Origin of the sequence: Sporosarcina sp. 179-K 3D1 HS (assembly GCF_047228905.1) — a bacterium.
Lineage (GTDB): Bacteria > Bacillota > Bacilli > Bacillales_A > Planococcaceae > Sporosarcina.
Genome location: NZ_JBFEGI010000001.1, coordinates 107,109 through 129,876, shown reverse-complemented (window position 1 = coordinate 129,876; position 22,768 = coordinate 107,109). Strand labels below are relative to the sequence as shown.

Sequence of the window (22,768 nt, the reverse complement as noted above, 5' to 3'; positions counted from 1 at the left end):
TGATTAACTTACAAATTCAAAACCTTAGTTCCAAAATTCGGAACAAAAATATTTGTAAACGCTTTCTATTGAAAGAAAATTGGAGGAGATCTAAATGTTTCGTGTCGATTTAAACTGCGATTTGGGAGAAAGTTTTGGCCGGTATCAGCTTGGAGAGCAGAAAGACATTTTGAAATATGTCACCTCGGCCAATGTTGCGTGCGGATTTCATGCAGGTGATCCAACCGTCATGCGTGAAACCGTGAAGCTAGCGATTGAGAATGGCGTGAAAATAGGAGCGCATCCTGGTTTGCCAGACTTGAACGGCTTTGGGCGCAGGGAAATGAAAATTACGCCACAGGAAGGTTATGACATGGTCGTTTACCAGATTGGCGCGTTGCAAGGGGTCCTGTCGACCTTCAATGAAACGATGCAGCATGTAAAACCTCATGGAGCCCTATATAATATGGCGGCACGTGACCGCGAACTGGCTGAAGCAATTGCTCAGGCCGTGTATGACGTCAATCCATCGCTCGTTTTATTTGGACTAGCTTCGAGTGAATTGGCAAAAGCAGGGGAGAAAGTCGGTTTGCGTACCGCTCATGAAGTATTTGCAGACAGGACGTATCAAACTGATGGTTCACTCACTTCACGAATTCAGGCCGATGCGCTTATTACGGATACAGACAAAGCGGCAGCACAAGTCGTGCGGATGGTGACGGAAGGGAAAGTAACGTCCCAGCAGGGTACTGAAGTAGAGTTGCAGGCTGATACTATTTGTATCCATGGGGACGGGGCGCACGCGCTTGATTTTGCAAAGTTTGTAAAATCCCAATTGGAAGCCAATGCGGTTCAAGTGGTTGCTTTCTAACAAGCCACCACCGATAAAAGTATGTAAAGAATTCGATTACGCTCATACGAAATTGATAATAGAGGAGGTTTTTGAATGAATAAGGAAAAACTGGAACAGAACCAAGGGACGAGGAAAGTAAGTCGGAGCGTCTTGCTCGGCGCGGCATTCCTCATGGCGACCTCCTCCATCGGTCCTGGTTTTCTGACGCAGACGACTGTCTTTACACAACAGTTAGCTGCGAGTTTCGCTTTTGTCATATTGATTTCATTGGTCTTGGATGTATTTGCGCAAATCAACGTCTGGCGCATTATCGCGGTGTCCGGATTACGCGGACAGGAAATCGCGAATAAAGTTCTGCCGGGGCTCGGCATCGTGTTAGCAGTCCTAATCGTCATGGGCGGACTCGCCTTTAATATCGGGAACGTCGCCGGAGCTGGACTCGGCTTGAACGCGATGCTCGGTGTGGAACCGATTACAGGCGCCATTATCAGTGCCGCTTTTGCCATTTTCATATTCATCGTCAAAGAGGCGGGGAAAGTGATGGATAAAGTGGCTCAGGCGGCAGGATTTATCATGATCCTTCTCATGTTGTATGTCGCTTTTACGACATCGCCTCCAGTTGGTGAAGCCATTGTCAATACTGTCTGGCCAGAGCAGATCAGCATTTTCGCAATTGTGACGCTTGTCGGTGGCACAGTTGGCGGTTATATCACCTTCGCGGGAGGTCACCGATTATTGGATGCAGGTGTAAAAGGGATTGAATCTTTGCCGGAAGTGACGAAAAGTTCGGTCACGGGTATTGTTGTAACCGGTATCATGCGGGTGGCACTGTTTCTGGCGGTGCTTGGCGTCGTCTCCCAAGGGCTCGCCATCGATCCGGATAATCCGCCGGCATCGGTCTTCCAACTGGCTGCGGGCGATATCGGGTTTCGGATGTTCGGTGTCATTATGTGGGCGGCAGCGATCACTTCTGTTGTCGGAGCGGCGTACACGTCGGTTTCGTTCATCCGTTCCTTCCATCCGGCCATTGAAAAGTATCATAACTGGGTGATCATTTTATTCATCTTAGTTTCAACGTTAACCTTCGCGTTTGTTGGTCGTCCAGTTAATATTCTACTGTTGGTTGGTGCACTAAACGCATTGATCTTGCCGTTAGCTCTCGGTACGATCCTCGTGGCTGCGTATAAAAAAGAAATCGTCGGTTCCTACAAACAACCGATTTGGTTGACCATCCCGGGTGCCTTCGTCGTTATCATCATGGGAGTTTTAGGAATCATTACATTAATCGAACAAATTCCATTGCTGTTTAAATAAAATACCCAAGGAGGAGAGGCAATTGAGTGCGTTTGAAACGATGACACCGACCGAAATAAGGGAATTGATCCGGAAACAAGAAATTACGGGACCGACTGCTGGGATGTCAAAAGGCTATACCCAAGCGAATCTCGTCATTTTGAAAAAAGAGCATGCGTTTGATTTCCTGCTGTTCTGCCAACGGAACCCGAAGGCTTGCCCATTATTGGATGTTACGGAGCCAGGTTCCTTCCGCCCAAGCAAGATTGCAAAAGAGGCGAGTCTGCTGACGGACATTCCAAAATACCGCATTTACAAAAATGGAGTATACACAGAGGAAGTGATGGATATTACCGATTACTGGGAAGATGATATGGTCGGGTTCCTCTTAGGCTGTAGTTTTACGTTTGAGACGCCGCTTTTGGAAGCGGGCATTCCGATCCGGCATATCGAGGAAAAATGCAATGTCCCAATGTATAAGACGAATATTCCTTGTGAAAAAGCAGGAGTATTCGAAGGGCCGACTGTGGTGAGCATGCGACCGATGACACCCGAAGACGCTATCCGCGCTGTCCAGATCACAACCAGATTTCCCGCAGTTCATGGATCACCGCTTCATATTGGGGATCCGAGTCAAATCGGAATCATGGACATCAACAAACCGGATTTCGGCGATGCGGTTCCGATCAAAGAAGGGGAAGTCCCTGTATTCTGGGCATGCGGCGTCACGCCCCAAGCGGTCGCCATGGAAAGCAAGCCGGCCATCATGATCACCCACGCGCCCGGCTGCATGTTCATCAGCGATATCCGCGACGAATCCTTGGCTGTGTTGTAAGGACAAAAGCCCGAGCCTTTGGCGCCCGGAGCTAGCCGTGTAAATGAAAACCCGTCCCTCCTATTTAATAGGAAAGGATGGGTTTTTATTGTGATGGAAATCGGATTTTTTCCGGACGCTCCTAGTGTCTGCGGCGCGCTCATAGTTCGCGTCAAGCGCTCATAAAGTCTGCGCACCGCCCAAAAATCTTGTCAGGCGCTTATAATGTTAGCGCACCGCCCATAACTCTCGTCAGGCGCTTATACTGTCTGCGCACCGCTCATAACTCTTGTCAAGCGCTCATAACCGCTTATAAATTCACATCCCCCTAGATGGTGAAATGCTCCATGTCCAACTGCAGTTTCTCGGCAAGTTCGGCAAGGATTTGTGCGTTCGATGAGATTTCTTGGTTGGCGGCCAGTTGTTGTTCCGTGGCGGCACTGGTGGATTGGGCTTCGGTAGTTGCGCGATGGGCGAGTTCTTGCACTTTCGCGGCTCCTTCCGCGACTTGGTTCGTCATCGCCCGAATTTGTTCGATGGCGGCTGAGACGGTGGCGACTTTTTCACCTACATCCCGCTCGGCGTGTTCAATCTCAGTGAAGATTTCCCTTGTCTGCTTGGTGACTGCCAATCCTTCTTGAACTCGCTCGTTGCTTTCTACCGTACTCTCGACGACCCGGGCTACGTCCTCGATCATCGTATTCACTGTCTGGCCAATTTCAGCAGCAGAGGTACGGGATTGTTCCGCGAGGTGGCGCACTTCTTCTGCAACGACCGCAAAACCTTTGCCGTGTTCGCCGGCTCGTGCCGCTTCGATAGCGGCGTTCAAGGCGAGCAAGTTTGTTTGGTCGGCGATGGCGGTAATGAGGCTCGTCACGTTGCGAATGTTTTTAGAGTGTTCTTCCATTTCTTTCATCCAATCTGCGGTATGATCAATTGCCGCGTGGATGCGATTCATCTGATCGGTTACATTCTGCATGTATCCCGAACCTTGTGTAACGAGGCGTGCTACATCTTCGGAAGAACGTAGCATCGTTTCATTGTTCGCGGTGATACGATCGATACCTGAGACCATTTCTTCCATGGACGCAGTCGTATCACTGACAATGGTCACTTGCTCATCGCTTCCGGCCAAATTGCGTTCCGAAATATCCGCTACCATTTCAGATGCGGCCAAACTTTCTTCGGAACTTGCAGAGAGTTGTTCCGCTTGGACCGCCAGTTGGACGGATGTATCCCGTGCGCGCATAATAACGTTGCGCAAATCTTCCGTCATCTCATTATACGCTTTGGCCATATCCCCAATTTCATCACGATTCCGGATGATGACAGGCTCCGCCGCTAAATTCCCCTTTGCGATTTCAGAAATGGCATCGGTCATCTGTCCGACTGGACGTGCGATGCTGCGGCCGATAAAGAAGGCGACGAAAATGCTCGTTAAAATAGCAATGCCGATTACCACTACGATGAGAGTGTTTGTCTGGGAAAGTTGCGTTTTCAACGCCCCCTCCGACACTTCCATCTCGTTTTTCTGAATCTGGATAAGTTCAGATATTTTTTCGGCAATTTGCTGTTCATATTCGGTCGCGTTCGGCAAATTAGCTAAAGCGGTATCATATTTTCCGTTGCTGGCATCAACTAAAACCATATCAAGGACGGCTGTATAATCTTGATTGGCCTCACTGATGTCCGCCAGAATATCAAGGTTGCTTTTACTAGTCATCATAGTAGTCAATTGCTGCTGGATATGTTCGAATCGCTCACTTAATTCCATTCGGCTCATTAAATGCACACCGTCTTTTAAGAGAAGAAACCCACGCATCTCGCCGGTCATTTTACTTTGGATGGCTCCCAATTCCTCCAACAATAAAACCTTCTCAATCCGATCATCAATTAAAAACCGGTACTGTTTGTCCATTTGCGATAGTGACCAATAGCCTGCTAACCCGACAATGATTAAAAATATGAGAACTGTCAGGAATCCTCCCCACAACTTACGACCCACAGTCAAACGCATCCCATCACCCCATTTTTTCTATATATATTCCATTATAAACCAACTATGAGTAGGCGTATAGACTTAATGCGAAAAAGTGTGAATAATAAGTATTTTTTCCTGTTAGGTATATGAGCAACATCAAGACAGGAAGCGTTTGCTTGAGTTTTCAAAATGTAGATGCTGCCTTGAAGTGCCAAATTTCAAATGAGCCAGCTCTTTATATGTATGAAAATCCTCAAATAGCAAATGATAATCCTATATGGAAAGGAGGCAAGTCATGAGAACATTACAACGGATCGCCTTGGCCTTGGTCATTATCGGGGCGTTGAATTGGGGATTGATCAGCCTATTTCAATTTGATCTGGTCGCTTCGCTGTTTGGTGGGCAAGATGCGTTTTGGTCCCGCGTCGTTTATGGGTTAGTCGGTATTAGTGGTCTAGTTTGTTTGGGATTATTATTCAAGCAATGGGAAGACGAAGGACAGGAACGGGTTGAAGCACGAAGAGATCCACGATTCACCAATCCCAATCTGAATACGGAATTCGGAGAAGAACATGATGTGACTCGCATGCATGGAATGAATCAAAATCCAGATGACAATAAGAAAGAATAAGAAAAATACCTCCTTTCGACGTTTGAGCGAAAGGGGTATTTTTGTTCCATTAGCAGCTGCGAGTCTTAGTGCAACGTCTGACTATAATAATCGAAGGAGTCCATCGCAAGCGTAACGCCTTGCGAAAAGGCGGAACCACCGCCGAGCGCAGAGCTGACTGCTATTGTTTCCATGATCTCCTCTTCCGATGCACCAAGGCTGACTGCCTCTTTCGTGTGGAACATGATGCAATACTCGTCCCGGGCATAGATGCTGATACCGAGTGCGGTTAGTTGCTTCTGCTTGGCACTGAGTGCTCCATCCGTAAAGCAAGCTTGGGTGAAATCAAAGTACCCTTGTGCCACTTTCGGGAGACGTTCTTGCAGGCGACTGCTACCTTCCTTGTACTCTAAAATGGATTCATCATAATAATTCGCAATTTGGTTTTCGAATTGTTGTTCCATTGCCCTCACTCCTGTTTCAAATTTACGATCTCTATCGTACTGTGTGAGTGAAACGGAAAAGTTATACATGATCATCTAATTTGGTCCCCAGCGAAGTGATTCCTTTCCATGGCGTAGAAACCTGTGATTTGCGACTAATTCGGGATGCACGTATAAGCGGTTATATAGTATGATGGTACATACGAATGCAATGCTTTAATCGTCATTTTTATCGCTTAGGAGGTCACTCGCCCATGTTCTTTATTGAAGTCAAGCGCATTTTTGCCGTCATTTTCGGGTCGTTCTTAGTTGCGCTTTCTTTAAATTTTTTTCTGATCAATGCTAATGTTTATGCGAGTGGATTTTCAGGGGTTGCCCAGCTGGTGTCGAGTGTGTTGTATGATTACTTCGGCATCACGTTGAGTACAGGAATTCTGTTGCTAGTAATGAATATTCCGGTTGTCATTCTCGGCTGGTTCAAGGTCGGTAAGGGGTTTACCATTTACAGCATCGTATCGGTCGCATTTATGACACTGTTTCTGGAGATGCTGCCGATTTTATCGGTGTCTGACGACATCATCTTGAATGCGGTCGCAGGGGGCGTCATCATGGGGGTCGGCGTCGGCTATACGTTGAAACTGGGGGCATCGACGGGCGGGTTGGACATTATTGCCATGTTGCTCTCCCGAATTAATGACAAACCAATCGGGACCTATTTTCTTGTTTTAAATGGCATTATTATTGTCATGGCTGGCATTTTATATAAACCGGAAAATGCGCTCTATACGATGTTGACCTTGTACGTCACAACCGCTGTTATTGATGCGCTCCATACGCGGCATGAAAAACTGACAGCGATGATTGTGACACTTCATGCGGATGAGCTGCAGCAGGCAATCCATCAGAAAATGGTACGGGGCATCACGATTCTACCCGCCAAAGGGGCTTATTCGAAAGAAGATAGGCATATGTTGTACGTCGTGATCACTCGTTACGAATTATACGATTTGGAAAAAATCATTACGGAAGTGGATCCGAAAGCCTTTACGAACATCGTGCAAACGGTTGGCATTTTCGGCTTTTTCCGGAAAGAAGGCGAAGTTGTAGAATGAAAAAAGGTGCTGGGGGAAATTCCCTCGGCACCTTTTTGATATATAGACCAAGCAGGTAGAAGTCAAATCGTCGGCCGTACCCATTTCGGATAGATCGGCTCAAGGCTTTCCGTTGGATCGATTTGGATTCCATATTGCGGAATTGGATAACGGAGCCCGTTTTTCGATAGTTTTTTCAAGCCTTCAATCCCCTTAACTAAATCAGCAGGCGGGATGGCCATTAGCAATTCATCATCTAGCACGCCACCATATCGGCGTTCTGCATAACATGGGATGGATAAGCTCGGCGTCCCGGTTGATAGGGCGCGTCCCCATGAATCTGCGCATGAACTTTCGCCCGCCACGCTCCATTCGAACTTCTTGAACCCTTCCCACTGTAAGCCGTTAATTAATAAAATCATTTGTCCGGGCGTTGCGTAAATGAGACAAATATCCGGATTGTCGATTCGACCCACTTCTAATGGTGAAACAGCAAGTGCTTTATACGCTCCGAACTTGACGACATCCAAGCTTTCTTGGTGAGCTGCCGAATCTTCGCGCGTGCCAAACCAGACTCCTTCCATGGCTTCCCCCGATAGCCAGTCCTCATCTTGAGGCAGGAGTCCCGCGATGGCTCCGCATTGCTTCATCGCCAAATCATTCCCCGTAATACCTACAGTCCAACCTAGGCGCGCTGATTGTGCGACAATTTGGTCAAGCAGGTGGCGTTGCTGCGGTCGGCGGATTTTTGGAACCGCTTCCATTTCTTCCGTCGTAGCATACATTTTCATCCCAATCGGTGTCGTTTTGAGCCGTAGGTATTGATTGAGCTCGGCTACAATTCCTTTCCAATCATATGTCGTTTGTGTTTCTGCGTTCATACATAATCCCCCTTTTTCGTAGAACCAAATTCTCCCCTTAATTATTTAAATTGGTCCAACTATTGTAATTATCTATTTAATAAAGACCGTTGTCAAGAAGAGGGAGGTTAGTAGAGTTGGCGGCGTGTTGGGTTGGACGAAGTGGAGGATTACGACAAATGTGGTGAGGACTCCGCCAAAATGATGAAGAATTACGACAAACCGACTGAGGAGTACGACCACTGGGAGAATTCAGATAAAGGGGCGGAGGATTACGACGAAATTGCGGAGAATTACGTCGAAGCGATAAAGGAATCCGCCTAATCATGGTCGACTTACGATGAAGGTCTTCGCCGACTCAAAAAAGCCAAGGCTGAACGTTAGGTTCAGCGCTTGGCAGGTTCCAGGAGGATGTCAGATTTCCGGTTTGAAGGTTTTGCAGTCGGTCTCTTCGCTGTCGGCGGCTTGTTTGCCGGTTTGGCTGACAACGTAGATTACGTCGGCGCGGCATTTATTGCCCTCGCCCCAGTAGGTGCAGTTATTGACTTCGCAAAGAATTCGTTGACCCATAATCATTCCACCTCCTCAAACGTATCATGCCCTAAGTGTGGAAAGCCTAATCGGATAGCCGGTTTGAATTAATTTTTGTCACAATGCCGTAACCGGACTTGATGTTAACTTGGGCAACCCATGGATCTGGGGCATGTTCGTTTTCCGGATCAAGTAAATGGAAGCGGGCCAGGCCGAAATCGACAGTGTAATCGGTGTCCAGTTCGGCGTTTTGCAATCTCCCGGATAAGTAGGTGCCGCCGTCAGGTTTGCGGTCTGTCAATTCGGTCAAAACATGATAATTTCCTTGTTTGGCCAGTTTCCCGAACACTTTGACCGGTCCGGAAGCCGCTCCGGTTGCGATTGTTTTACGCAAAGTATCGGATAGCAAGGGTGCAGGCACCTTTTCAATCGTATATTGCAGTAATACGAAAGACTTGTCCTCATGTTGTGGTTGAGCGGTTGCTTGTAGGACGACCTTGGCGCCGTATATCCAAGCGACAGCGGGTGGGATGGCGAGGCCGAGAAGGATGATTATAGGTATGACAAAGATGACGAGTCGGCCAATTTTACGGTGATCGGTAGGGGACACGACTATTTTCACCTCTTTGAGTATAGGATATAGTAAGAAAATACCCATAAAGAGGCCTCTTTAATACAGCATCCCAACGTTTCTTCATCCCTTCATTTGGGGAAGATAACGTATAAAGGACTGGATTCGAAAGGAGGAGGATGGTATGGAATGGTTTATGTACGCTTCGTTTCTTCTCGCGTTGTTGTCGATGTTATATGCACTCGAGGGAATTAAGCGGAATAAGGAGCTGGAGGAACGTTTGGAGAAATTGGAGATGAAACGGTTGTCCGGGCTAGAATGATGCGGCACTGCCAAGAATCGTCTCTCCCGGCCGGAGTGCAAAGTTTTCTTTTCCACCTTCTGCCGAAAGTGCCCCTGTGCAGGACAGAGCGTGCCGCGACTCTGTGACTAGTAGTCTATGTGTTTTTCAATTTTTTATTCCACCCGAAAAAGGAGTGTGTTACGATAAAAATAAATTCCGGGGGAAGAGGGAATGTTTGGTGGACCTGAGAGGAATGCGAAATCGTTTGTCAGTAGTGTGCAAAAATGGAGTGGGGTTCCTATTGTCGGCGACCGTCATTTGGATGATCATACTGGCTCTATTCATGTCGTCTCTGGATATTACGGTGAAAAATATCGGGACATTGTGGGCGACAGGGTTGATGTTCCCGGTGGCCATCCTATTTTCAAAACTGATCCAAGCAGAGTGGAAGGCGTCCGATAATCCGATCGGCCAATTGGGGTTTATTGCAAATTTGGCGCAACTTATGTATTTTCCCATCTTGGCATGGGCATTTCTGAAAAGTCCGGAGCAGCTGGTATTGTTCTTCGCAATCGTCACGGGTGCACATTTTTTCCCGTACGGTTGGGTGTATAACACGAAAGCTTATTATGTGATGGCACCCGTGATGGCTGTGACGCTGATCGTTGTCGGCTGGGAGGGCGGGAGTGAATCGTTATGGCGGATTCCGCTGGTGATGGTCATCTCTTTAGCTGTCCTCAATGCGTGGCTGTGGGTGGATTATAAAAAGAAGAGTCAGTTGGACGCCGGGTGAGCCTTGGCGTTTTTTCTTTGCCCAAAAAAAGAACGCCCGGGTGGACGTTCCGAACGTTTGTCAAAATCAAGTACCTACATCATTCTGCCCGTCGTCCTCAAATGTGGGGTCATCCACTTTGAAATGCTCCGCGTCCCTCTCTCCTCCACAAGCGCTCAATACTAATAGTGCCGCTAAGGGTATGGCTAAAAATCTCCCTTTCATGTATCGTCCCTCCGTGATTTATTTTTTGGCTACGGTTAGTATTTCTCAAGGATAGTAATCCATTCATTGTTTTTACTGGTCTCAACATTCCACTAGTAGTGCATAAATGTTTCTGGATCAGCCATAGTAAGTAAAAAAAGTGGTGATCAAAATGTTTTACTCCAGAATAAACCGTTACGTGATAGGAAGTGCTATCTTGTCCAGCTCCCTCAGTGTGATCATCATCGCTTTAACCGTTTATCATCATTTTGTCATTCAAAATAAGATTGATGATTTAAAGAATGCCATTGATTAAACGATGGGGATCGGATTTTATGTGAAATGAGGAAAACAGCAGCCGGGGGTGGGCTGCTGTTTTTCATTGTCTCTAATGATGGAAGAGACGGCGCAAGGCTTTGAAGATGATGGTGAGAGCGAATAGGACAATCACCACAACAAGAAGCACGATAGCAATGAGAAATAGCGTGGAAGCGCCTGCAAGCAATCCAGGAACGAGGATCAGTAAACCGAGAAGCGCATAAGCTGCTAAAATCCCAAAGAACAATAGGGACACTTTGCTGTCGCATTTGGTCATTCGATACACCTCCTTCGTTGTACCTTATGTACAACTGAACAGGCCGGTGTAGTGAATGTTCCTGCTTTAGTGGCGTTTTTTATTATTTTTAAATAAAATAAAGGAATCTGCCATGAAATGACGGAAGGGCTCCCTCTTCCTCGTGAAGGAAGGGGGAGCCGTTTATTGTAGAGTCGCGGGAACTGTACGCGGGAAACGGATCGACCGATACCATTGATGGAAGAGCAGGATGATGATGATCAAATCGACCGCGTCGCCCCCGTAATACATGAACATCGCGCCGGGGCGAGCATGTTCGACCGGGACACCTACGGGCGGGTAGGCATAGATGAATTTCGATAAGATGCCGTGCCCTGCCAAGGCGAAAATGAAGACAATGGTGCGGTATCGATAGCTGAGCCGGTGTGCGACAGGGTCGATATAAAGCATGGAAATCGTAAAGAGATAGCCCGCCGCAAAAACATGGATATGGATCAGGATATGAAGCCATACATGACTGTGCATAGCGTGATATAGAGGTGTCACATAGAGCAGCCAAAGGCCCCCGATGTTCAAGAGCGACGCGACAATCGGATGAGTGAACAAGCGGGCGACTGGACTTTTCAATAGCCGGCTCACGTTCCTCGCTGCACGGACGGGCAAGGTCCGGAGCAACAACGTCATTGGGGCGGCGAGCACAATCAGCAGGGGTCCGAGCATCCCGACGAGCAGATGTCCGACCATATGTGCGACGAAGTTCTCATGTGATCGATGGGAGAGCGGGCCGACGAGCGCAACTGCAGCGGTCAGCACGCCGAGGAACCAGAACAGTGTTCGGTGCCATGGCCAGGGGCGGAGCCGTCCGCGCCGATTGCTCGTGTAAACAGCTGCCACATATAGGACCATCGCAAGCATGGCGGGTATGCCGAAAAACCAATCGGTGAACGTCCAAGTGAAAGGATCATGAGGCATTGATCACCGCTCCCTTCGCTACCCGTTCGTTGCGGCGTGCGGAGGAGATAAGGAGTACCCCGATTAGAATCATTAGAACAGCGGAGATATTCCAGACCAAATCATAAGGAAGAATATCAACATTATAACGGATTTGATGGATTCTCATCAGTTTATGTTGGATCGTTCCGTCATAGAGCTGGAACGCGCCCCCGCCAACCAGCTTGCCTCCCCAAAACATCTTATGCCAGAACGCTTGCCGCCGGGCTAGATCGGCGGCAAGGTACAAGCCCCCGACCGTCGCAAACCAGCTGAATGCGTGGAACAAGCCATCCGACACAAGTCCGACCGCCACCGTGGATTTATCATAGAACTTATGCCAATGCAGCAATTGGTGAAACACCGTTTCATCAATGAACGCGACAAACCCTAGCCCAAACAAAATGCCCGCCCACAAATTCCGCTGTGCGAATGCGGACCGATTTTCCCAATGGATCGTTTTGGAAGCCATTTCGTTATCTCACCTACCAAGTTGTTTTCCATAAGTATTACCTATCTGGGGGGCGAGCAAACCGGGAGGGGACAGAAGTTGTAACGGACTGGGCGGAAGGGACGTCCAATAAGTGAAGGAGGGGGTTCTGTGAGCAAGATTCGAAATGCGGTGATTGCGCTGGCATTGATCGCCTTATTGACGGCATGTGGCCATCCGGACCCAAACGTCACCTTTACGGGAACCATCCTGGACATCCACGGGCCATCCGCAACGGTTGTCGCAGACGAAGGGGAAGAAATCCGTCGCTCCGGTTCAGAAGTGACTGTTGACCTGTCGGTGAATGAAGAAGAGACGTTTGAGGTCGGGAATCGGGTGAAAGTGACTTACGACGGAGTAATCCGCGAAATCCACCCGCTTAGTATTAATACAATTGCTGTGGAGAAGGTGAAATAAGGGAAAGGAAAAACCAGACTTTGGGAGTCTGGTTTTTTCACGGGTTTCTCTCGAAATAGGCGTGCAAGCGATAGTAACAAATCTGTTTTGTCCACTCGTAGAGGATTTCCCGGTGGGCAGGGGATGGGTTCAGATGGACGGTGAAGATTTTGTTTTGGAATGAAGTAAAACCGGTTTCGGGCCGGTCCCAATATTTCATAGATGTCCCGGCAATGTGATTGGCAATCTCTTTTTGATTGGAAGTTATATAGATATCATTCATTTTCTCCGAAATATCTTTGTTCAAACGATATTCCTTTGATGTGAAATAGTGTTGAAAAAACAGCGCTGCGTCAGTGGGTGTGGTTGACTCATACCAGTTGTCCGCTCCGCGAGACAATAGAAACTTTAGTAAGACCATTTTAAAACTTTTTGTCATACTAGTGTGTTCCACTTCCTTGAACCACGCCTGGTATTTCTGAAAAACTGCGACTTCTAGTTCATTCATTTCATTTGCATAATCCAACATACCGGGATAGGAGCCGAACTCATCGCGGACAGCCTTTGTATCTGTTGCCGTTTTCAAATGATAATCCAAATAAGTCGGACGGTGTCCAAGTTCGATTTTTAGTTGAAAATAGGAATCGAGGAGTATCTGTTTCCGCGGCTGCCGTTTCCGTCTCATTGCTTCCAGCAAATCAATCACTTGAAGATCGAGATGAATTTCACAGGAGGGCGGCAGGTCGAGTGCCGCCGAGGTCAACGCATTCGGCAGTTCTTCCGTTTTTGAAAAGACGCTCAGTTTCAAGTCAGCCTTCCGGTAGTTCCCGATCAAATCGATGACGACGCAATGGGTTTTCCCGTCAGCAAGACGCAATCCACGGCCGATCTGCTGGGTGAAAACTGTAAGCGATTCGGTCGGCCGGGCGAATAATAATGTGTCGACGTTCGGGATATCGACGCCTTCATTGAACAGGTCGACAGTGAAAATGACATCCAGTTCGCCGTCGATCAACCGTTTTCTGGCGCGATGGCGTGTGCTGCGGTCGGATTGTGCATGGAGGACGATGGTACGATAGCCCGCTTCCCGAAAGTGATTATTCAGGAATGTCGCCTGCTTGACGCTGGAACAGAAGCCGATCGTCCTCGTCTGTCTATGTTCTTTCCACGCACCCAAAACCGCTTCGGCATAGCTTTCTCGCAACTGGAAGCGGAGCAGGTCCTTCTCGTCATAATAACCGTTGCGCCATTTCAGCCCACTATAGTCGATTTCATCGTACACGCCGTAGTAGATGAAAGGCGACAGCCAATTGTGTCGGATAGCATCCAAAAAATCAATGGAAATTGCCTCGTTGCCGTCGCATAGGGAATAGACATCCTTATTGTCCATACGGTGCGGCGTCGCTGTGATACCGAGCAGGAAATCAGGTAAAAAATATTGCAAAATCCGTTCATAGGTCGGCGAAGCGGCATGGTGGAATTCGTCTATGACAATCAGGTCGAATTCATCCGGCCGGAATGTCTCCAGATGATAACGGGAGGCCAATGTGAACACGGAGTCGAAGACGAAATCCACATCCCTTTCTTTAGTGAATCCGTTAAATATACCGCTCGAACGGTCCGGATGAACATGCCGGAACGATTGCTGCGCTTGCAATAATATCTCCTCCCGGTGGGCAATGAACAGCACGCGCTTGAAATCCGCAGCGAAAAAGGCGGCGAGATAGGTTTTCCCGAGCCCTGTCGCCAGTACGGCCATCGCCTTGTCCCAACCATCTTTCCGGGTTTGATTCAGAGCATCCAAAGCCAGTCGTTGCGCCGGGCGCGGTTCCAATAGTTGTTGCTCGGTTGTGTAGGGAACCGGAGATTCTCCTATGTATTCTTGAGAATTTGGTGGGCCGAACATCATTTCGATCTCTTCGTTCGATTCCCACGCATCGCTGATCGAATGACTGCGGTTCGCTTTGTCGTAAGCTGTTTGATACAAGGTGACCGTTTCCGGATTCAAGGCGATGGTGTCGGGGGAAATGAACTGCTTCATGAACTCGGCTGCCGCTTGCTCGAACAATTGCTCATTCCGGGAAACGGGCGCATGGACATTCCATTCGATGCCACCCGTCATGGCGGAGGCGGACAGATTGGACGACCCGACGATGACGTGTGAGTGATCCGTCATCCGGAACAGATACGCTTTCGGGTGGAACGCAGTACCTTTGCTAATATAGAGCCGGATTTCAGCCTCGGGCAATTCGTCCACGAGCAGGCGAAGTGCTTCCGGTTGGGTGATGAATAAATAGTCGCCCACCAAGATTTTGATTTCCGCACCGCGTGCCGCCGCTTCTTTCAAATGGGGCAGGACGAGTGTAAAGCCGGACCTCATGGCGAAGGCGGCAATCCAATAAAGTGTATCCGCCTGTTTCGTCAGGTGTTTGATTTCTTTTATTAAATTGCTCGTAATTAGCCGGATATCAGTCATCTTCCACATCCTCCAAGAAAATTCGCTGTTCGAAGCCGCCGCGTTTGTGGACCTTGTCCTTCCGAACGGTATCCAATTCATCAAACGAAACGCCATAATGCGTAATGGCTGCATGGATTAGCTCCAGCAAATCCGCTAACTCCTCGATCGCTTCTTCTGCCGAATTGGCATGTTCATATTCGGCCAATTCCTCGTGCATCTTTTTATTCACTTCGTCGATAAATTCAGCTTCACTTAATATCCGGGAATTGAATGACTTCCCAGCTGTTTGGATGATTTCTGGTATGCGATCATGGACGAGTTTTTGGTAGGTTGGCATGGGGATTCCTCCCGTTTCTTTTTAACTAGGATACCATGAATTGGAAGGGAAGGTTATCCAGGAAAATAAATTGAGTTTTGTTACGCCACATAACCCGTTTCTTTCTAATTGTAATAATGAAAAACCTCGATCAGGCAAAGCTTTTCCCTTCCCGCAAAATATCTTCTCTTACTCCGTATCCTTTTCCCGAAATAGTACCTATCTACTAAGTGAAACTATATCAAATAGGAGAGGGTTAGCATGAAATTATTAATCAACGATTCTCCGTTGCTTGTCTTGCCTTCCTTGGCGACAAAATTGGGACTGAACGAAGCGGTCATTTTACAGCAACTGCATTTCCGTTCGCTCATCTCCAAAAATCGGAAGGACGGTCATGTGTGGGTGTACAAGACATACGAGGAGTGGCATGAGGAGTTTCCATTCTGGTCGGAAAGGACGATTAAGCGGACAATCCGGAAACTGGAAGAGAAAGGATATATCATATCGACATCAGCTCATAACAAGTTGAAAATTGACCGGACGAAATGGTATCGGATTGATTACGAAATGTGTCAGCCGCAATCATAATCATTCTGCGGTCCCGGTTGGTGCAGAATGTCCCGATGGAGCAGGGCAATCTGTCCCTATTGTAGAGGGCAAAATGGCCTCATGTCATCGGGTCAATATGTCCCCACCAATAACCAAAGAACATAAGAATATTTAAAAAAGATATTGTCGGGATACATCCCGACGTTGTCTCTGAATTCATTGGGAAATGAAAAACCGGATCCGCGACAGAGGCGGATCCGGTTTCTATCAATATCCCCAAACCATAGCGAACAACGTCCCGAAAATCGTCACGAGTCCGACGAATAGGGCGTAGCCGATGTTCGTATAGAGCGTTTTGCTGTCGGCGTTTTCTTTGACGTGCATAAACAGGAACAGTTGTAAGCTAGCTTGCACGATGGCAGTGACGACCAGGATTGTCATACCCGCCGTGAAGGTCAGGTCGAACTTGACGACGACCAAGGCGATGAGCGAAAGGAGGAGGGAGAAGACGAATCCCATGACATGCGGGACGGGAAAGAGTTGTTTTATCATCTCACATCATTCCTTTCAGATAGACGAAGCTGAAGATGAAGATCCAGACGACGTCCAGGAAGTGCCAGTATAGTGAAAAGATAAAGGATTTATTGGCGGTTTCCGGCGTGAATCCCCGTTTCTTAATTTGCCACAAGATCGCGCCGCCCCAGAGTAGACCGAATGTGACGTGGGCTCCGTGCGTGCCGAGCAACGTGAACAAACTTGATAGGAAGGCGCTCGTTTGCATCGTCGCTCCTTCTCCTACATAGGTAACGAACTCGAAGATTTCCACGCTGAGGAAGCCAGCGCCGAGTAGCAGTGTAATGGCGAAGAATGTCATCATCGCTTTTTTCAAACCTAAGCGCATCGCATGGATGGCCAGTCCAACGGTGAAACTGCTCGTCAGCAAGATGATTGTTTCAATCATCACGGGAGTTAATTCGAAAATATGGCTGCCGCTCGGGCCATTCCCGATTCGGTTATGCAATGTGAAGTAGACTGCGAACAGGGTCGAGAATAGGGCGATTTCCGCCCCGAGGAAAATCCAAAAGCCAAGGATTTTCAGTTTGTTCTCTTCCGTGCTGTATTCCAATGGCAAGGAGTGATCGATTTTCAATTTCTTTCACCTCGCAATTTGTTTTCCGTCCGTTCAATTTCTTCCACGGAGATATAGCGGCCATGATCGTTTTCGAATGTACGATACGCCATCGTTCCTAAAATGACGAGCCCTGAGATGATGGCAGGTGTCCACCAGCTGAAGACCATGAAGAATCCGAAGAAGAAGAATGCAACCCCCATGATGAATGGCTGTCCGCTGTTATTCGGCATATGGATCGGTTCATAAGGACCTTCCTCCACAAGCGGCGTGCCGTTTTTCTTCGCAAACCAGTACGCATCCAATTCACGGATGACCGGCAATTTCGCGAAGTTGTATTCCGGAACGGGGCTATGCGTACTCCATTCCAACGATCTTGCATCCCATGGATCGCCTGTTGTATCCCGTGGGCTATACCGTGTACTCCAGTAAATGTTATAGACAAGAATGGCAAATCCAATTGCCAGACCGACCGCGCCGACCATCGATAACATGTTCAACGGTCCAAACCCTGTACTCTCGGAATACGTGTACATGCGGCGCGTCATACCATTCAATCCAAGAATAAAGAGCGGGAAGAAGGTTACGTTGAAGCTGATGGCAATGAACCAGAACGCGATTTTGCCGAGTTTTTCATTTAATCTGAAGCCGAACACTTTCGGGAACCAGAAGTGGAATCCAGCGATGACCCCGAAGACTGTTCCTGGAATCAAGACATAGTGGAAGTGGGCGACCAGGAACATCGTATTATGATATTGATAGTCGGCGCTGGCCATCGCGAGCATGACCCCGGTCACCCCGCCAATCGTAAAGATCGGGATGAAGGCGAGGGCATACAACATTGGCGTAGTGAAGCTGATTTTCCCTTTTCGCAAAGTGAAGAGCCAGTTGAAGATTTTCACACCCGTCGGTACAGCAATCGCCATTGTCGTAATAGAGAATACGCTATTGACCATGACGCCGTGGCCCATTGTGTAGAAGTGGTGGACCCAGACGACGAACGACAACAGTGAAATCACAATCATGCTCACGACCATTGATTTATAGCCGTATAGGTTTTTACGAGCAAATGTCGAAATGATTTCACTAAAGATCCCGAACGCCGGCAAAATGACGATATATACTTCCGGATGGCCCCATACCCAGAAAAGGTTGGCCCAGAGCATGTCCATCCCGCCATTTTGCATCGTGAAAAATTGCGTGCCGAATTGTCGGTCGAGCATCATTAACGCTAGCGCGACGGTCAATACAGGGAAGGCGAAGACGATAATGACGTTTGTAATTAAGATGGACCAAGTAAACATCGGCATTTTCATCAATGTCATTCCGGATGCGCGCATTTTGAAGATGGTGACGAGGAAGTTGATTCCGGTCATCAATGTCCCAATCCCTGCGATTTGGAGGGAGAGCGAGTAATAGTTGTTCCCGACAGTCGGACTGAATTCCAGACTGGATAAAGGGAAATACGCGGTCCAACCCGCATCCGGGGATCCCCCGATGATGAAGGAAATATTGAGAAGCATCGCCCCGAAGAAGAAAAGCCAAAAGCTGATGGCATTCAACCGTGGAAACGCTACGTCCCGGGCTCCGATTTGAAGAGGCACAACGACGTTCATCAATCCAATGACAAAGGGCATCGCCATGAACAAGATCATGATGATCCCGTGGGTGGTAAAGATTTCATTATAGTGCTGGCCATCCAACAGCCCATTATCCGGGACGGCGGTTTGTGCTCTCATGAGGAGAGCGTCGACGCCTCCACGGAACAACATGAGCAAGGCGGCAATAATATACATGACGCCGATTTTCTTATGGTCGACAGTTGTGAGCCATTCACGCCAAAGGTATCCCCATTTCTTAAAATAGGTGAGCCCAACAGGAATCGCGATGGATACAAGGGCAATCATGGCCATGGCGGTGTAAATCATCGGTTCGCCAGTTACGAAAAATTCATCCCATTTCATAGATGTAAACTCCTTTCGGGTGGTTGGGATTTGGTATTACTGTGCGTGGGCGTGTACGGTGTCGTTCGGAGCATCGGTGCTGCGCTCCTGTTTTGCATGTTCAATTTCCGCTGAGTTGGTTCCGTGTTGGTGTCCGGCGTGTTCGCCTTCCGGAGCCGGGCTGAATTCCAAATGGGTGGATGTGTATGTTTTACGTCCGACATGTGGCGTCGTGAGCAGTTCGTCAAACTCGGTTTTGGTCAATTGCGGCGCCGTGGCCTTGACGTCTTGCACCCACTCCTCATAGTCCTTGGTTGTCATGGCTTGCGCTTCAAACTCCATATGGGCGAAACCTTCACCGCTGAAGTTGGAGTTTTTCCCGATGTATGAGCCAGGTGTATCCGCAGCGAGATGGATCGTCGTTACCATATCGCTCATCGCATATTTCTGTCCCGCGAGCTGCGGAATCCAGAAACTGGTGATCGGCCCATAGGAATAGAGCCGGAATTCAATCGGGCGGTCCGTCGGGATATTGACATAGTTGACGGTTTCGATTCCTTCTTCCGGATAGCTGAAGTGCCATTTCCAGTTGGAAGAAGAAGCGTAGATGACGAGCGCTTTTTCATTCGCATACGCGCTCGGAGTGCTTTCTACGTCGCTTGTCGTACGTACGGTAACAACCGATAGAACGATGACGATGACGACTGGAATGAGCGTCCAAATGAGTTCCAGCCATTTATTGCCTTCCTCATGTGGAGGTTCATAATCGTCATCCAATTTGGAAGCACGATATTTGACGAGCATGTATGTGTAAAGGACATAGACGACCAAAAGGATGCCAGTCATCATGAGAATGGAAAATATGATGGTATCGGACAGCGTTTTGGCTTGTGGCCCTTTTGGGTCGAGGATTAATAGTGATTGTTCGCAGCCGGCCAAAACGGTGGAAAGGGCAAGGGTCAGTGACAGAAACAGCCATTTTAACTTCAATTTATGCTCCCTCATTTCCATTGAGATTGCGAGAAATTATTTTATTTATATAACTTATTTTTACATTTAAAGTCATTTTCTCGCCTTGTGTAACAAATAATATTCCTGTTTGGAGCGAAAAACAATTAGAAAACCTCGATGTCACAAAAGGTTCTAATTCTTATGTTTTATTTCTCGGAAACAAATATAGATTTTAGAGTTATTGCCAGAATAATGAATTTCTTGGAGGTAGATAGATGGGTTTACAGAGATTGGAGGCGAATCCGGTCTTTGGATGACAGCCTGGTTGAATTTCATTTTAAAAGCTCTTCTTCAGCAATATGAATGAAACCCGAACCAAAGCCCTGACACTCTTAGAAACTCGGACTCCTAGTCAGGCACTCATACATCCGTAGAACCGCTTAACACGTTTTCATCCTTTCTCGGCAACTCCAGTAAATACATGACTTTTGTTTAATCTCTGGCAATGGTAAAATGGTGGGAAATGAGGAATCTGGTGGATGCTGGTGGGAAGTCGACCAGAGATTGAGGTGTTGCGAAGATGTCCGTGCCTTTACAGCCATTAACTTTGATGAGCCGCGTATATCGTGACATCATGCCCATTGTTCATGAGGAATTGCGTTATTGGAAGCGGCGCGCCCAGACGATTCCGAATGCAGAGTTGCGGCAGCAAGCGCTGACGAGTATTGAACACAAGACGTTCCATTGCGAAGGCGGAGCGATTTTGGCATTGACTGCGTTGGAGCGAAAGAATGAGGCCATCCGTTTCATCGTCGCGTATCAGACGATCAGCGATTACTTGGACAATCTGTGTGATCGGAGCACATCATTGGATCCGGAAGATTTCACAGCCCTGCATGAAGCGATGGCGGATGCGGTGACTGTTGAGGCTCCGGTCCGTGTGTATTATCGTTTCCGTGACGACCGGGACGACGGCGGGTATTTGGCGGAGTTGGTGCAGGTGTGCCAGTCCGTTCTCGGGTCGATGGCATATTACGAAATGATAAGACCTTATTTACTAGAGTTGTGCCATGTGTATTCGGATTTGCAAATACACAAGCATGTAAGGCAGGACGAGCGGGTGGACCGTTTGCAAACATGGTTTGCCGGTTATCGGAGCGGATTGCCGGAGATGGGTTGGCATGAGTTTTCAGCGTGTGCGGGATCGACGCTCGGAATTTTTTGCCTTGTCTCGTATGCCATGCGGCCGGATTTCCGGGACGATTATCCGGATTTGATTTATCGAGGGTATTTTCCTTTCATTCAAGGGCTGCATATCCTCTTGGATTACTTGATCGATCAGGAAGAGGATCGGGAAGGCGGCGATCTGAATTTCTGTTTTTATTATGAAAATGTGGAAGAGCTGTTTGGACGCTTGCTCTATTTCTTTAATAGAGCGGATACGTATGCCATCGATCTGCCCGATCCCAAGTTCCATAAGATGATCATCCGGGGGTTGTTAGGGATCTATTTATCCGATCGGAAAGTGGATGGGCAGAGAGATGTGAAGCCGCTAGCGAAGAAAGTGTTGAAGCGAGGAGGCGCGATGAGCCACTTTTTCTATTGGAACGGACGCGGTTATCGTTGGGTACAGGACCGCTTTCTGAAACTGCGTGGCGGATCGATATGAGTTCATTTTGGAGGGAGATTGCTTCCATGTTCAAGCAATCGGTCCTGGACATCCGTGAGTCATGGGTTCTTTATCGTCAAGTTCAGGACAAATCCCGGAAACGGAAAGTGCTCGTCCTGCTGTATATGAATATTGGATTTTTACTGGTATATGCTGCACTTTGTTATGTCTCGTTGGTATATGCGATAGCCGGCGTCGTCGGAGGCATGATCCTCGGATTTCGGGAGAGCCCTTGGTGGTTCCTCCTGACCCTTTTGCCACCATTCGGGTTTGTGCTGTTTTACTTCGTCCACCTGCTGGGAAAAACACAATTTCGGAAAGCCTTACAGGATTATCAAAGACGGCATCATTTGATGAAAGATGATTAAAAGAAGGCCGGGCGCTGCGCCGGCCTTTTGTCAGGGCTACGTAAATCATTTACGTTGGCCTTTTTGCTGTTTCGCCTCTTTCGATTTACGTAATTCGGCGAACTCGTTGGCGATTTCCTCCATCATTTCAGATGGCTGAATCTTTTGTTGTTTCGGTGTTTGTGGCATTGCACCCGAATTATTGCTGCCTGTTTTATGTTCATCTCGTCCCATTTGACAACCTCCTTTCCGTTCTACTATGAACAATACCGGTGGTTTTATTCGAAAAAGTCAGTATTTCTTTGCTTGGTCCGGCCATACTGTAGTTGGTCGGAGAATAGACTGTTTTGTCAGAATGGAGTGACAAAATGTTTTATCTGTTATATACTAGGGGTAATTAAATACTACTGTTACAAAACAGTGTCACTTGAAAATATAATTAATTAGGAGGAGATTAGGATGAAGAAAGAAAATCATACAGAAAAAATTTGCAAAGAATGTGGCGCTAAAATTGAGGAGCAGCGCGAGTCCATGTTGTATGAATGTGAACGCTGTATCGGCCGTTACGAAGAGTAAACCAAGCGTCCCGGTTCCCTGAAATGGGAATTCGGGGCTTTTTTTTGGTCTTGTTGACCTATGGAAGACTGCTCCTTTCTTCGCTTTCTAACTAT

At 47.8% G+C, this 22,768-nt stretch carries 29 protein-coding genes; 13 read left to right on the top strand and 16 right to left on the bottom strand.

Annotated features, from left to right (window positions below):
- Positions 1–94: 94 nt before the first annotated feature.
- The 3 genes from AB1K83_RS00675 to AB1K83_RS00665 all read left to right on the top strand — a co-directional run bounded on the left by AB1K83_RS00675 (position 95) and on the right by AB1K83_RS00665 (position 2,960).
- A complete protein-coding gene (locus tag AB1K83_RS00675; RefSeq protein ID WP_413056227.1) occupies positions 95–850 on the top strand; it encodes a LamB/YcsF family protein in 756 nt (251 codons plus the stop codon).
- 75 nt (positions 851–925) lie between these two features.
- On the top strand, positions 926–2,146 hold the full coding sequence (locus tag AB1K83_RS00670; RefSeq protein ID WP_413056226.1) for an NRAMP family divalent metal transporter: 1,221 nt from the start codon (positions 926–928) through the stop codon (positions 2,144–2,146).
- 22 nt (positions 2,147–2,168) lie between these two features.
- Positions 2,169–2,960: a putative hydro-lyase gene (locus AB1K83_RS00665; protein WP_413056225.1), complete on the top strand. Its 792-nt coding sequence runs from the start codon at positions 2,169–2,171 to the stop codon at positions 2,958–2,960.
- Between the two features lie 307 nt (positions 2,961–3,267).
- On the opposite strand, the gene AB1K83_RS00660 is transcribed toward AB1K83_RS00665, so the two are convergent.
- Positions 3,268–4,956, bottom strand: coding sequence for a methyl-accepting chemotaxis protein (locus AB1K83_RS00660; protein ID WP_413056224.1), 1,689 nt, complete (start codon positions 4,954–4,956; stop codon positions 3,268–3,270).
- A 259-nt stretch (positions 4,957–5,215) separates the two neighbouring features.
- Between AB1K83_RS00660 and AB1K83_RS00655 the strand changes: the two genes are divergently transcribed.
- Positions 5,216–5,551, top strand: a complete 336-nt coding sequence (locus AB1K83_RS00655; protein WP_413056223.1) for a DUF378 domain-containing protein — start codon at positions 5,216–5,218, stop codon at positions 5,549–5,551.
- A 65-nt stretch (positions 5,552–5,616) separates the two neighbouring features.
- Here AB1K83_RS00655 and AB1K83_RS00650 read toward each other — a convergent pair whose 3' ends face one another.
- On the bottom strand, positions 5,617–5,994 hold the full coding sequence (locus tag AB1K83_RS00650; RefSeq protein ID WP_413056222.1) for a carboxymuconolactone decarboxylase family protein: 378 nt from the start codon (positions 5,992–5,994) through the stop codon (positions 5,617–5,619).
- A gap of 233 nt (positions 5,995–6,227) precedes the next feature.
- On the opposite strand from AB1K83_RS00650, the gene AB1K83_RS00645 reads away from it, so the two are divergent.
- On the top strand, positions 6,228–7,085 hold the full coding sequence (locus tag AB1K83_RS00645; RefSeq protein ID WP_413056221.1) for a YitT family protein: 858 nt from the start codon (positions 6,228–6,230) through the stop codon (positions 7,083–7,085).
- Positions 7,086–7,147: 62 nt separating this feature from the next.
- On the opposite strand, the gene AB1K83_RS00640 is transcribed toward AB1K83_RS00645, so the two are convergent.
- Positions 7,148–7,945, bottom strand: a complete 798-nt coding sequence (locus AB1K83_RS00640; RefSeq protein WP_413056220.1) for a DUF169 domain-containing protein — start codon at positions 7,943–7,945, stop codon at positions 7,148–7,150.
- 132 nt (positions 7,946–8,077) lie between these two features.
- Here AB1K83_RS00640 and AB1K83_RS00635 point away from each other — a divergent pair, with 132 nt between their 5' ends.
- Positions 8,078–8,248: a hypothetical protein gene (locus tag AB1K83_RS00635; RefSeq protein ID WP_413056219.1), complete on the top strand. Its 171-nt coding sequence runs from the start codon at positions 8,078–8,080 to the stop codon at positions 8,246–8,248.
- 90 nt (positions 8,249–8,338) lie between these two features.
- On the opposite strand, the gene AB1K83_RS00630 is transcribed toward AB1K83_RS00635, so the two are convergent.
- Positions 8,339–8,494 carry a DUF1540 domain-containing protein gene (locus tag AB1K83_RS00630; protein WP_413056218.1) on the bottom strand — a complete coding sequence of 52 codons (156 nt, stop codon included), beginning with the start codon at positions 8,492–8,494 and terminating at the stop codon, positions 8,339–8,341.
- 46 nt (positions 8,495–8,540) lie between these two features.
- The gene (locus AB1K83_RS00625) at positions 8,541–9,113 is read right to left on the bottom strand and encodes a hypothetical protein (RefSeq protein WP_413056217.1); all 573 of its coding nucleotides are present in this window, start codon (positions 9,111–9,113) and stop codon (positions 8,541–8,543) included.
- 97 nt (positions 9,114–9,210) lie between these two features.
- Between AB1K83_RS00625 and AB1K83_RS00620 the strand changes: the two genes are divergently transcribed.
- Together AB1K83_RS00620 and AB1K83_RS00615 are read left to right on the top strand one after the other, a co-directional pair.
- Positions 9,211–9,348 carry a hypothetical protein gene (locus AB1K83_RS00620; RefSeq protein WP_413056216.1) on the top strand — a complete coding sequence of 46 codons (138 nt, stop codon included), beginning with the start codon at positions 9,211–9,213 and terminating at the stop codon, positions 9,346–9,348.
- A 214-nt stretch (positions 9,349–9,562) separates the two neighbouring features.
- Positions 9,563–10,102, top strand: a complete 540-nt coding sequence (locus AB1K83_RS00615) for a DUF7010 family protein (RefSeq protein WP_413056215.1) — start codon at positions 9,563–9,565, stop codon at positions 10,100–10,102.
- Between the two features lie 66 nt (positions 10,103–10,168).
- On the opposite strand, the gene AB1K83_RS00610 is transcribed toward AB1K83_RS00615, so the two are convergent.
- From AB1K83_RS00610 to AB1K83_RS00595, 4 genes are all read right to left on the bottom strand, one after another.
- A complete protein-coding gene (locus AB1K83_RS00610; RefSeq protein ID WP_413056214.1) occupies positions 10,169–10,306 on the bottom strand; it encodes a hypothetical protein in 138 nt (45 codons plus the stop codon).
- A gap of 367 nt (positions 10,307–10,673) precedes the next feature.
- Positions 10,674–10,880 (bottom strand): hypothetical protein, encoded by a 207-nt coding sequence (locus AB1K83_RS00605; protein ID WP_413056213.1) that lies wholly within the window; start codon positions 10,878–10,880, stop codon positions 10,674–10,676.
- 162 nt (positions 10,881–11,042) lie between these two features.
- On the bottom strand, positions 11,043–11,831 hold the full coding sequence (locus AB1K83_RS00600) for a cytochrome c oxidase assembly protein (protein WP_413056212.1): 789 nt from the start codon (positions 11,829–11,831) through the stop codon (positions 11,043–11,045).
- Positions 11,821–12,321 carry a DUF2243 domain-containing protein gene (locus AB1K83_RS00595; protein WP_413056211.1) on the bottom strand — a complete coding sequence of 167 codons (501 nt, stop codon included), beginning with the start codon at positions 12,319–12,321 and terminating at the stop codon, positions 11,821–11,823. The genes AB1K83_RS00600 and AB1K83_RS00595 overlap by 11 nt, the downstream gene beginning before the upstream one ends.
- Positions 12,322–12,450: 129 nt before the next feature.
- Here AB1K83_RS00595 and AB1K83_RS00590 point away from each other — a divergent pair, with 129 nt between their 5' ends.
- Complete coding sequence (locus tag AB1K83_RS00590; protein ID WP_413056210.1) at positions 12,451–12,756, top strand: hypothetical protein; 306 nt, start codon at positions 12,451–12,453, stop codon at positions 12,754–12,756.
- Between the two features lie 37 nt (positions 12,757–12,793).
- Here AB1K83_RS00590 and AB1K83_RS00585 read toward each other — a convergent pair whose 3' ends face one another.
- Complete coding sequence (locus AB1K83_RS00585; protein ID WP_413056209.1) at positions 12,794–15,211, bottom strand: DEAD/DEAH box helicase family protein; 2,418 nt, start codon at positions 15,209–15,211, stop codon at positions 12,794–12,796.
- Positions 15,204–15,530, bottom strand: a complete 327-nt coding sequence (locus tag AB1K83_RS00580; protein WP_413056208.1) for a phosphoribosyl-ATP pyrophosphohydrolase — start codon at positions 15,528–15,530, stop codon at positions 15,204–15,206. The genes AB1K83_RS00585 and AB1K83_RS00580 overlap by 8 nt, the downstream gene beginning before the upstream one ends.
- A gap of 240 nt (positions 15,531–15,770) precedes the next feature.
- Here AB1K83_RS00580 and AB1K83_RS00575 point away from each other — a divergent pair, with 240 nt between their 5' ends.
- Complete coding sequence (locus AB1K83_RS00575; RefSeq protein ID WP_413056207.1) at positions 15,771–16,097, top strand: hypothetical protein; 327 nt, start codon at positions 15,771–15,773, stop codon at positions 16,095–16,097.
- Between the two features lie 228 nt (positions 16,098–16,325).
- Here the strand turns inward: AB1K83_RS00575 and qoxD are convergent, their stop codons facing one another.
- Genes qoxD through qoxA form a run of 4 tightly spaced genes read right to left on the bottom strand, consistent with a single transcriptional unit; the run spans position 16,326 to position 20,120 of the window.
- Positions 16,326–16,607, bottom strand: coding sequence for a cytochrome aa3 quinol oxidase subunit IV (gene qoxD / locus AB1K83_RS00570; protein ID WP_413056591.1), 282 nt, complete (start codon positions 16,605–16,607; stop codon positions 16,326–16,328).
- Positions 16,608–16,611: 4 nt separating this feature from the next.
- Positions 16,612–17,208 carry a cytochrome aa3 quinol oxidase subunit III gene (qoxC, locus tag AB1K83_RS00565; protein WP_413056206.1) on the bottom strand — a complete coding sequence of 199 codons (597 nt, stop codon included), beginning with the start codon at positions 17,206–17,208 and terminating at the stop codon, positions 16,612–16,614.
- On the bottom strand, positions 17,205–19,151 hold the full coding sequence (qoxB, locus tag AB1K83_RS00560) for a cytochrome aa3 quinol oxidase subunit I (RefSeq protein WP_413056205.1): 1,947 nt from the start codon (positions 19,149–19,151) through the stop codon (positions 17,205–17,207). Before qoxB ends, qoxC begins: the two co-directional genes overlap by 4 nt.
- 36 nt (positions 19,152–19,187) lie before the next feature.
- Entirely contained in the window at positions 19,188–20,120 is a 933-nt protein-coding gene (qoxA, locus tag AB1K83_RS00555) for a cytochrome aa3 quinol oxidase subunit II (RefSeq protein WP_413056204.1), read from the bottom strand.
- A 541-nt stretch (positions 20,121–20,661) separates the two neighbouring features.
- On the opposite strand from qoxA, the gene AB1K83_RS00550 reads away from it, so the two are divergent.
- Together AB1K83_RS00550 and AB1K83_RS00545 are read left to right on the top strand one after the other, a co-directional pair.
- Positions 20,662–21,750, top strand: a complete 1,089-nt coding sequence (locus AB1K83_RS00550) for a tetraprenyl-beta-curcumene synthase family protein (RefSeq protein WP_413056203.1) — start codon at positions 20,662–20,664, stop codon at positions 21,748–21,750.
- Positions 21,747–22,118, top strand: a complete 372-nt coding sequence (locus tag AB1K83_RS00545; RefSeq protein WP_413056202.1) for a hypothetical protein — start codon at positions 21,747–21,749, stop codon at positions 22,116–22,118. The genes AB1K83_RS00550 and AB1K83_RS00545 overlap by 4 nt, the downstream gene beginning before the upstream one ends.
- Before the next feature lie 45 nt (positions 22,119–22,163).
- Here AB1K83_RS00545 and AB1K83_RS00540 read toward each other — a convergent pair whose 3' ends face one another.
- A complete protein-coding gene (locus tag AB1K83_RS00540; RefSeq protein ID WP_413056201.1) occupies positions 22,164–22,331 on the bottom strand; it encodes a hypothetical protein in 168 nt (55 codons plus the stop codon).
- Positions 22,332–22,556: 225 nt separating this feature from the next.
- Here AB1K83_RS00540 and yhfH point away from each other — a divergent pair, with 225 nt between their 5' ends.
- Positions 22,557–22,673, top strand: a complete 117-nt coding sequence (gene yhfH, locus AB1K83_RS00535; protein ID WP_413056200.1) for a protein YhfH — start codon at positions 22,557–22,559, stop codon at positions 22,671–22,673.
- The last annotated feature ends 95 nt before the right edge of the window (positions 22,674–22,768 follow it).

Bases quoted from the DNA above. Each gene is read 5' to 3' on its own strand.
- AB1K83_RS00675 (WP_413056227.1), top strand. From the start codon at position 95: ATGTTTCGTGTCGATTTAAACTGCGATTTGGGAGAAAGTTTTGGCCGG.
- AB1K83_RS00670 (WP_413056226.1), top strand. From the start codon at position 926: ATGAATAAGGAAAAACTGGAACAGAACCAAGGGACGAGGAAAGTAAGT.
- AB1K83_RS00660 (WP_413056224.1), bottom strand. From the start codon at position 4,956: ATGCGTTTGACTGTGGGTCGTAAGTTGTGGGGAGGATTCCTGACAGTT.
- AB1K83_RS00655 (WP_413056223.1), top strand. From the start codon at position 5,216: ATGAGAACATTACAACGGATCGCCTTGGCCTTGGTCATTATCGGGGCG.
- AB1K83_RS00650 (WP_413056222.1), bottom strand. From the start codon at position 5,994: ATGGAACAACAATTCGAAAACCAAATTGCGAATTATTATGATGAATCC.
- AB1K83_RS00645 (WP_413056221.1), top strand. From the start codon at position 6,228: ATGTTCTTTATTGAAGTCAAGCGCATTTTTGCCGTCATTTTCGGGTCG.
- AB1K83_RS00640 (WP_413056220.1), bottom strand. From the start codon at position 7,945: ATGAACGCAGAAACACAAACGACATATGATTGGAAAGGAATTGTAGCC.
- AB1K83_RS00630 (WP_413056218.1), bottom strand. From the start codon at position 8,494: ATGGGTCAACGAATTCTTTGCGAAGTCAATAACTGCACCTACTGGGGC.
- AB1K83_RS00625 (WP_413056217.1), bottom strand. From the start codon at position 9,113: ATGGGTATTTTCTTACTATATCCTATACTCAAAGAGGTGAAAATAGTC.
- AB1K83_RS00620 (WP_413056216.1), top strand. From the start codon at position 9,211: ATGGAATGGTTTATGTACGCTTCGTTTCTTCTCGCGTTGTTGTCGATG.
- AB1K83_RS00615 (WP_413056215.1), top strand. From the start codon at position 9,563: ATGCGAAATCGTTTGTCAGTAGTGTGCAAAAATGGAGTGGGGTTCCTA.
- AB1K83_RS00610 (WP_413056214.1), bottom strand. From the start codon at position 10,306: ATGAAAGGGAGATTTTTAGCCATACCCTTAGCGGCACTATTAGTATTG.
- AB1K83_RS00605 (WP_413056213.1), bottom strand. From the start codon at position 10,880: ATGACCAAATGCGACAGCAAAGTGTCCCTATTGTTCTTTGGGATTTTA.
- AB1K83_RS00600 (WP_413056212.1), bottom strand. From the start codon at position 11,831: ATGCCTCATGATCCTTTCACTTGGACGTTCACCGATTGGTTTTTCGGC.
- AB1K83_RS00595 (WP_413056211.1), bottom strand. From the start codon at position 12,321: ATGGCTTCCAAAACGATCCATTGGGAAAATCGGTCCGCATTCGCACAG.
- AB1K83_RS00585 (WP_413056209.1), bottom strand. From the start codon at position 15,211: ATGACTGATATCCGGCTAATTACGAGCAATTTAATAAAAGAAATCAAA.
- AB1K83_RS00580 (WP_413056208.1), bottom strand. From the start codon at position 15,530: ATGCCAACCTACCAAAAACTCGTCCATGATCGCATACCAGAAATCATC.
- AB1K83_RS00575 (WP_413056207.1), top strand. From the start codon at position 15,771: ATGAAATTATTAATCAACGATTCTCCGTTGCTTGTCTTGCCTTCCTTG.
- qoxB (WP_413056205.1), bottom strand. From the start codon at position 19,151: ATGAAATGGGATGAATTTTTCGTAACTGGCGAACCGATGATTTACACC.
- AB1K83_RS00550 (WP_413056203.1), top strand. From the start codon at position 20,662: ATGTCCGTGCCTTTACAGCCATTAACTTTGATGAGCCGCGTATATCGT.
- AB1K83_RS00545 (WP_413056202.1), top strand. From the start codon at position 21,747: ATGAGTTCATTTTGGAGGGAGATTGCTTCCATGTTCAAGCAATCGGTC.
- AB1K83_RS00540 (WP_413056201.1), bottom strand. From the start codon at position 22,331: ATGGGACGAGATGAACATAAAACAGGCAGCAATAATTCGGGTGCAATG.
- yhfH (WP_413056200.1), top strand. From the start codon at position 22,557: ATGAAGAAAGAAAATCATACAGAAAAAATTTGCAAAGAATGTGGCGCT.